The 6898-nt window shown below is 38.8% G+C and carries 6 protein-coding genes; 1 reads left to right on the top strand and 5 read right to left on the bottom strand.

Annotation, left to right across the window (positions count from 1 at the left end; translation table 11 throughout):
* From U0839_RS07930 to alaS, 3 genes are all read right to left on the bottom strand, one after another.
* Positions 1 to 837 (bottom strand): endonuclease/exonuclease/phosphatase family protein (locus tag U0839_RS07930; protein WP_413550432.1); only part of this gene is annotated, 837 nt, incomplete at its 3' end.
* The gene (locus U0839_RS07925) at positions 785 to 1474 is read right to left on the bottom strand and encodes a carbonic anhydrase (protein ID WP_122123839.1); all 690 of its coding nucleotides are present in this window, start codon (positions 1472 to 1474) and stop codon (positions 785 to 787) included. The genes U0839_RS07930 and U0839_RS07925, both read right to left, overlap by 53 nt.
* A gap of 147 nt (positions 1475 to 1621) precedes the next feature.
* Complete coding sequence (gene alaS, locus U0839_RS07920; protein ID WP_413550433.1) at positions 1622 to 4273, bottom strand: alanine--tRNA ligase; 2652 nt, start codon at positions 4271 to 4273, stop codon at positions 1622 to 1624.
* 162 nt (positions 4274 to 4435) lie between these two features.
* Between alaS and tenA the strand changes: the two genes are divergently transcribed.
* Positions 4436 to 5131 carry a thiaminase II gene (gene tenA, locus U0839_RS07915; RefSeq protein WP_155565717.1) on the top strand — a complete coding sequence of 232 codons (696 nt, stop codon included), beginning with the start codon at positions 4436 to 4438 and terminating at the stop codon, positions 5129 to 5131.
* 1 nt (position 5132) lies between these two features.
* Here tenA and U0839_RS07910 read toward each other — a convergent pair whose 3' ends face one another.
* Together U0839_RS07910 and U0839_RS07905 are read right to left on the bottom strand one after the other, a co-directional pair.
* Positions 5133 to 5555 (bottom strand): GtrA family protein, encoded by a 423-nt coding sequence (locus U0839_RS07910; protein ID WP_110438313.1) that lies wholly within the window; start codon positions 5553 to 5555, stop codon positions 5133 to 5135.
* A 102-nt stretch (positions 5556 to 5657) separates the two neighbouring features.
* Complete coding sequence (locus tag U0839_RS07905) at positions 5658 to 6815, bottom strand: OmpA family protein (protein WP_155565715.1); 1158 nt, start codon at positions 6813 to 6815, stop codon at positions 5658 to 5660.
* Between the last annotated feature and the right edge of the window lie 83 nt (positions 6816 to 6898).

Raw genomic sequence — 6898 nt, 5'->3', positions numbered from 1 at the left:
CAATACTTTTAACGTATTAGGAATAATGTATTCACTTAAGATGGGATCCAAAATAAATCCATCAAGAAAATAATTGCCTCCCCAGCATGGTGAAGCAAGTTGAGATGTTGGGATTGATAAACTAGATTCCGTTGACAAGGATTGAAAAAATTCATCATTAAATGACACTATACGGTTAAAATCTCCTAAAATAATGAAAGCCTGTTTATCTTTTATTCTGTCTGCAATCCATTTTTGGATAATTATTTTCTGTTGATTCAAGATATTACATGCTTTTTGTTGGGAATAAAGAGATCTTTCAGGGCAATGAGCCTTTAAATGTACAACCAGAATTCGAATATTTATGCGATGATCGTATAGGGTAAGATCAAGACCACTTCGTAAAATATGGGTTTTGTCATTCTTACTCAAAGCGGTAAGATCAGGGTTTTTTATAATATTGTAAGAAAGTTTTTTTCGAATGGCCAGGACAGGATGTTGGGCGATATTATCCTGAGTTATATAAAAATCATATTGGTCTTCAGGAAGGATTCGTCTTGCGGTTTCGACTGATCCCACTTCCTGCAAGGCAATTATATCGCTGTTCAATTTTCTTGCATATAAAGACAATCTTGTGAAATTCTTGGAGTGTTTTGCTTGAATATCATTTGGTATTTCATATTTATCAAGATCTGATTTTGATAATAACCACTCTGTGTTCCAGGTGGTTATCTTGATTGTTCTGGCATGCAGTGTAAAAGATGCAAAAAAAGCAAACCAGCAGCTCAATACAGCAATAGTTTTCTTAAGCTTTGGTATTTTGGTTGATACGATTCTGCAGCATGGAAATAGCTTCATCGACGGTCATATCATTTCTTGTTTCTTCATCTAACACATAAATCTTACCTTTTGGAATATCATAATACCATCCTTGAAGAATAATTTCTTTTTTTGCCAAGGCACCAGCAACTGAAGGATGAGTTCTTAAATGTGCGAGTTGAAGCAGGACATTGTGTTCCGTTAAACTTTGGATGCTTTCGGGGCCGACATCAGTGGCAGAAAGTGCGTCCGTAATGGCATGGGCTGTTTCGGCATATTGCAACCATTTTCTTACGGCTGGCATTGAATTCAATTTTTCAGGATGTATAAGGGCACTCATCGCGCCACAATCAGAATGTCCACAAATAATAATTGTAGAAACCTTTAGGGCGGAAACTGCATATTCAACTGCGGATGTTACTCCCCCGAAGCTGTTACCATAAGCAGGTACAATATTGCCAATATTACGCAAGACAAATAAATTTCCGGGAGGTTGCTGGGTCAGGGATTCAGGACTTATTCGACTGTCTGCACAAGTTATGAAAAGTGTTTTAGGGGATTGTCCATTGGCAAGTTGACAATATAATTCTTTACGTTCCGGATAAATATCCGTTCGAAATTTCTTTACACCTTTTAAAATATCAAGGAGGGTTAGTTGAGGGTTGTTTTCCGACATATTGTGATCTTTCATTTCGGAATGAATTGAACAGCTAACTGTATGATATTATGTACAATTTTACGGCGAAAGTATGATCATGCAGGATAAATAACCAATAATTATAATGAAAAAGCAGGTCATGATGAGCCTGCCTTGAATTCAGTATCATAAAGAATTGATATGGCTTTTTATTTTCTCAAAAATATCATTTGCCTTATTAATATCAGGTCCTCCAGCTTGCGCCATATCTGGTCTTCCACCACCACCTTTACCGCCCGCAATCGAACTCGCCATTCTAACCAAATCAATTGCACTTACAATTTTGCTTAATTCAGCAGTTACGGCAACAACGATGGATGCTTTGTGATCAAAGGATGACAATACGACAGCTATTCCATTTTGAAGCTGTTTAACAAGACTTTCAGCCAAAGGTTTTAATTCTTTTGGCGGGATTTCACCAACATCACGGAAAATAAGTTCAATGCCATTGATTGTCTCAATGTCATTTTGCATGTCTTTGCCGATTGTCAATTGGTGCTGCAATTTGGATATTTGCTGTTTTAGCTCTTTTCTTTCGTTTAATAATAACTGCACTCTATCGGTAAGTTGTACAGGGGCAGTATTAAGAAGAAAGGCTATTTCATTTAATATATTTAAATTCTGTTTGAAATAATTTTCCGCGGCCAAACCGGCAACGGCTTCAATACGTCTTATTCCGGCAGCCACCCCGCTTTCAGAAATTATATGAAATAAACCTATATCTCCGGTGCGATTGACATGGGTTCCACCGCAAAGTTCAATGGACCATGCCGTTTGTGGATTGGCAATATCATCTCCATTTCCCATTGAAACCACACGGACTTCCTCACCATATTTTTCATTGAACAATGCCATTGCACCAAGTCTATTAGCTTGTTCCGGCGTCATGATTTGCGTTCTGACCGGTAAATTTTTCCGGATTTGTGCATTAACCTTTGCTTCGACAATATCCAGTTCATTGCGTGTAATCGGTTTGGAGAGACTGAAATCAAATCTTAAGCGTTCTGCTGTATTCAGACTTCCTTTTTGGGTGACATGTGTCCCGAATTGTTCTCTCAATGCACGATGTAACAGATGGGTGGCAGAATGATGTGCCTGAATTGTCTGTCTGTAAGCAGTATCAATTTCAGCCGTTACCGTATCATTGATCTTAATCTGGCCTTTTTTTACAATTCCATGATGGAGGATCAGTTCGCCAAGTTTCTTCTGCGTATCTTTAATCTCGATAATACTGTTTTTATTGAAAATGATTCCCTGATCCCCGGCCTGACCACCACTTTCACCATAAAAGGGGGTCTGGTTTAACAAGATACTGATTTCTGTACCTTCTTCTGCTTGGTTTACCAATTGACCATCAATGATAATTGCTTGAATTTCAGCATCAGCTCTATTATTCTTGTATCCAAGAAATTCAGATGGTCCAAATTTATCCTTGAGTTCAAACCATATTGTTTCAGTTGCATTATCACCGGAACCAACCCATGCGGCTCTGGCTCGGTTACGTTGTTCGGCCATGGCTTTATCAAAGCCTTCGTGATCAACGGTTAATCCTTTTTCACGAAGCGCGTCAGCTGTTAAATCCAGAGGGAAACCATAAGTATCATACAGTTTGAAAGCAATATCACCAGGCAATTTACTATGTGACGGTAACTTGCCGCTTTCCTCATTCAAAAGGGAAAGACCTCGATCTAGCATTGATTTGAAACGTTGTTCTTCATTGTATAAGGTTTCAGAAATCAAAGTTTCATAATGTATCAGTTCAGGATAGGCGCTTCCCATTTCCTCGATTAATGCAGGTAAAAGCTTGTAAAATACCGGTTGTTGAGTGCCGATCATGTGTAAATGACGCATGGCTCTGCGCATAATACGACGTAATACATAACCACGTCCGTCTTTGGACGGTAAGACACCGTCAGCAATAAGGAAAGCCGAAGAGCGAAGATGATCTGCAACGACACGATGACTGACTTTATGGGGACCAAATGGATCTGTATTAGTAACTTCAGCAGATGCCCTGATCAAGACCTGAAAAGTATCAATATCAAAATTGTCTCTTTTCCCTTGCATAATTGCGGCAAATCGTTCCAATCCCATTCCTGTATCAATTGATGGACGGGGTAAGGGATTTCGTGTACCTGGTGGATTTTCAAAATATTGCATGAAAACCAAATTCCATATTTCTACGAAACGGTCTCCATCTTCGTCCTTGGATCCTGGGGGGCCTCCAAATACATCTTCGCCATGGTCATAGAAAATTTCTGAACATGGTCCACATGGGCCTGTATCTCCCATACGCCAGAAGTTATCTGAACTGTTAATACGGATAATACGGTCATCGGAAAAGCCAGCTATTTTTTTCCATAAATCAGCTGCTTCATTATCGTCCGAATAAACAGTGACAAGAAGTTTTTCCCTGGGTAATCCAAATTCGCCAGTGATTAGGTTCCATGCCAGATAGATTGCTTTTTCCTTAAAATAATCTCCGAAAGAGAAATTTCCGAGCATTTCAAAAAAAGTATGATGACGAGCGGTATATCCAACATTATCAAGATCATTGTGCTTGCCACCAGCCCGAACAACCTTTTGTGCAGTTGTGGCACGTGAATAGGGACGCTGTTCCTGTCCGGTAAACACATTTTTGAACTGTACCATTCCTGCATTTGTAAAAAGCAGAGTAGGGTCATTCTGGGGAACCAAAGATGAGGATGGTACAATTTGATGATCATTTTTAGAAAAATAATTCAAAAAGTGCGACCGTATTTCATTTGTGCTTGGCATTGTGGTGGACATGGTAGAATGAACAATCCTGATATGTTAAAATAATATTTTAAACGAACTGGATAAGAGTAATATGGAAATTAATCTAACCGTATATATTATTATTCAAAATGTTTTTTACAGTACAGCTATTTAAGCTTTTGTCATGAAAGTCAAGATTTAATGTTTGATAATGATAAAAATACGTATTCTTTATTTTCTGAAGGATTATTTGGTCGGTTACGACAGGATTGTCAGAAGGAATGGCAACAATTTATCCATCATCCCTTTGTCAAGGCGCTGGGTAAAGGAAGCTTGCCGGCAGAGGAATTTAGAAAATATCTAGTTCAGGATTATTTATATCTTCTTGATTACAGTCGTGTTGAGGCCCTAGCGATTTATAAAAGTAATTCATTATGGGAAATGCAATATTTTTTATCATTATTGAAAGGGCTTATCGAAATAGAGCTTCCATTGCATTTATCATATTGCAAGCAATGGGGAATAGAAATTGACTTTATTGAAAATGAAAGGAAATCAATCGAGCTTATTGCATACAGTCAATATTTGCTTACAAAAAGTATGCAGGGTGATTTGTTAGATATTGTAATTCTAATATTACCATGTTTGATAGGGTACGGTGAAATCGGTTTGAATTTATTAAATGATCAAGAATTTGATAAAAGGGACCATCCGTATTTATCTTGGTTGGAAACGTACGGAAGTGATAGCTATTACAGTCTTGTAAAGAAAAGTATTATGTTTCTGGATCAAATTGCTTTTCAGTATGGGGCGGAACAACGTTATCCAATGATTCTACGTAAGTTTAAGGATGTTGTTCAATTGGAAACTGCCTTTTGGAACGTTGGAAAAAAATAATTTACCTTTTTGATATGGAATCATTATAAACCAATTTGCGCGATAAATGGAAATTCGCTAGCATTCCAGTCATTGCACCAATAATTAAAGGTATAAAAGCATAGTACCTAAAAAACGAATTTAGGAAAAATAAAAAGAAAACAACTCCTCTATTGCAACAAAAACCAAGAATATTGGTCATAATAAATCGTATCCATTGTGTAAAAATAGAATGACGATGATTAATATTTCCAAATGTCCAGAGTCTGTTTATGAACCAGTTAGAACTTGCGGCTATAAAATAAGCGGCAAGGGTTGCCATGGTTAATCCAGTTAAGGGTCGTAACAAGTATACAGCTAGAATATCAATTCCCAGACCGGATGATCCAACAATACCAAATTTGATAAATTGAAAAAATTGTTGTTTATGACCGATTGATATCAAAAAGAACCTTTAAAAATAAATTGGCCTGATTGTTTTTCAAAATAAAAAGAGATACTTAATTCTAAGTATCTCTTTTACATTATTCAGATAATTTCTTTAAAATTATTTAAGAATAATTTCTACGCGACGGTTTTGTGGTTCACGTGTATTTGGTCCTGTTGGAACCAATGGATGAGATTCACCATAACCGTGAATATCAATTGCTGTTGCTGGAACACCGTCACGGATTAATTCAGCTTTCACGCTTTTGGCACGTCTGATTGAAAGACCCATGTTATAGCGTTGACCACGAGGACCTGGATGTGCAGAAGAGTTATCTGTATATCCGTTAACTTCGATACGTGTTGTTTGAACACGTGTTGAAGCCTGAGCAGCTTCTCTTACGATTTCACGTGCACGAGGTGTCAATGCTGATTTGTCGAAATCGAAGAATACTAGGTAGGTGCGAGCTACAGATGGTTGTGGTGGAGCAACTACAGTTGGTGGGGCTGGAGGAGGTGCTGGTGGTGCGGTGTCAAATGCATAACGCAGACCCAAGATAAACTGATGATTGAAGCGGTGATCCATTTTAACGCCTCTGTGGCTGTTATAATGGTTTCCGCCAACCCAGGCACTTGAATTGTATGAACGATGATCATCCAATTGACCCATCATACGGTATTCAGTTGTAACTGCCAATCCTGGAACACCTGGGATATCATAGGCGGCACCGACGATACCTTGATAGGCAAAGCTTCCACCTGTTCCACCGATACGGTTTCTACTGCCATTACGGTAAACTGTATCCAATGGAGCCATATTTTGCCAGAGATAACCGGCACCAATACCCACGAATGGGGTGACAGGGACGTCAATGCCGAATTGACGCAAGTCAATATCATAAAGAACATTGATCAATCCGCCATAACCTTGGTCATGTCCTTTGGTTTTGTATGCGGAAACAGGGGTTCCATGACGTCCGCTGATGTTGGAGTAGTTATAAACACCTTCAACTTCCACGCGGAGACCGTTACCAAATCCCCAACCAAAAGAACCCATGGTTGTGAAACCGGTATTATGGCGCAGTTTTGATGAGGTTCCCTTACCGTTATCAGGCCTGCCACCGGCATTGGTACCATTTTTGAAATGGGCATGTTGTGTTTGAACAAGGTTATAACCGCCACCTAAGCTAACATAAGGGCCAGTAATTGTGCTAGCCATCGCTGCGGCGGGAGTAGCAACCGCGAAAGTCGTTGCAAGCAATGCAGTGCGAAGACGCATCTTGACACATCCTTCTTTTATAAGTTTCGAGCGATAGACCGCCAATTAAGGCGGAAGCTCTTTAAATTTATACTCTATAATTT

Source organism: Commensalibacter sp. A3DC, from assembly GCF_047307945.1.
Classification (GTDB): domain Bacteria; phylum Pseudomonadota; class Alphaproteobacteria; order Acetobacterales; family Acetobacteraceae; genus Commensalibacter; species Commensalibacter melissae.
The sequence above is the reverse complement of the archived record's forward strand: the minus strand, read 5'-3'. Positions and strand labels throughout refer to the sequence as shown.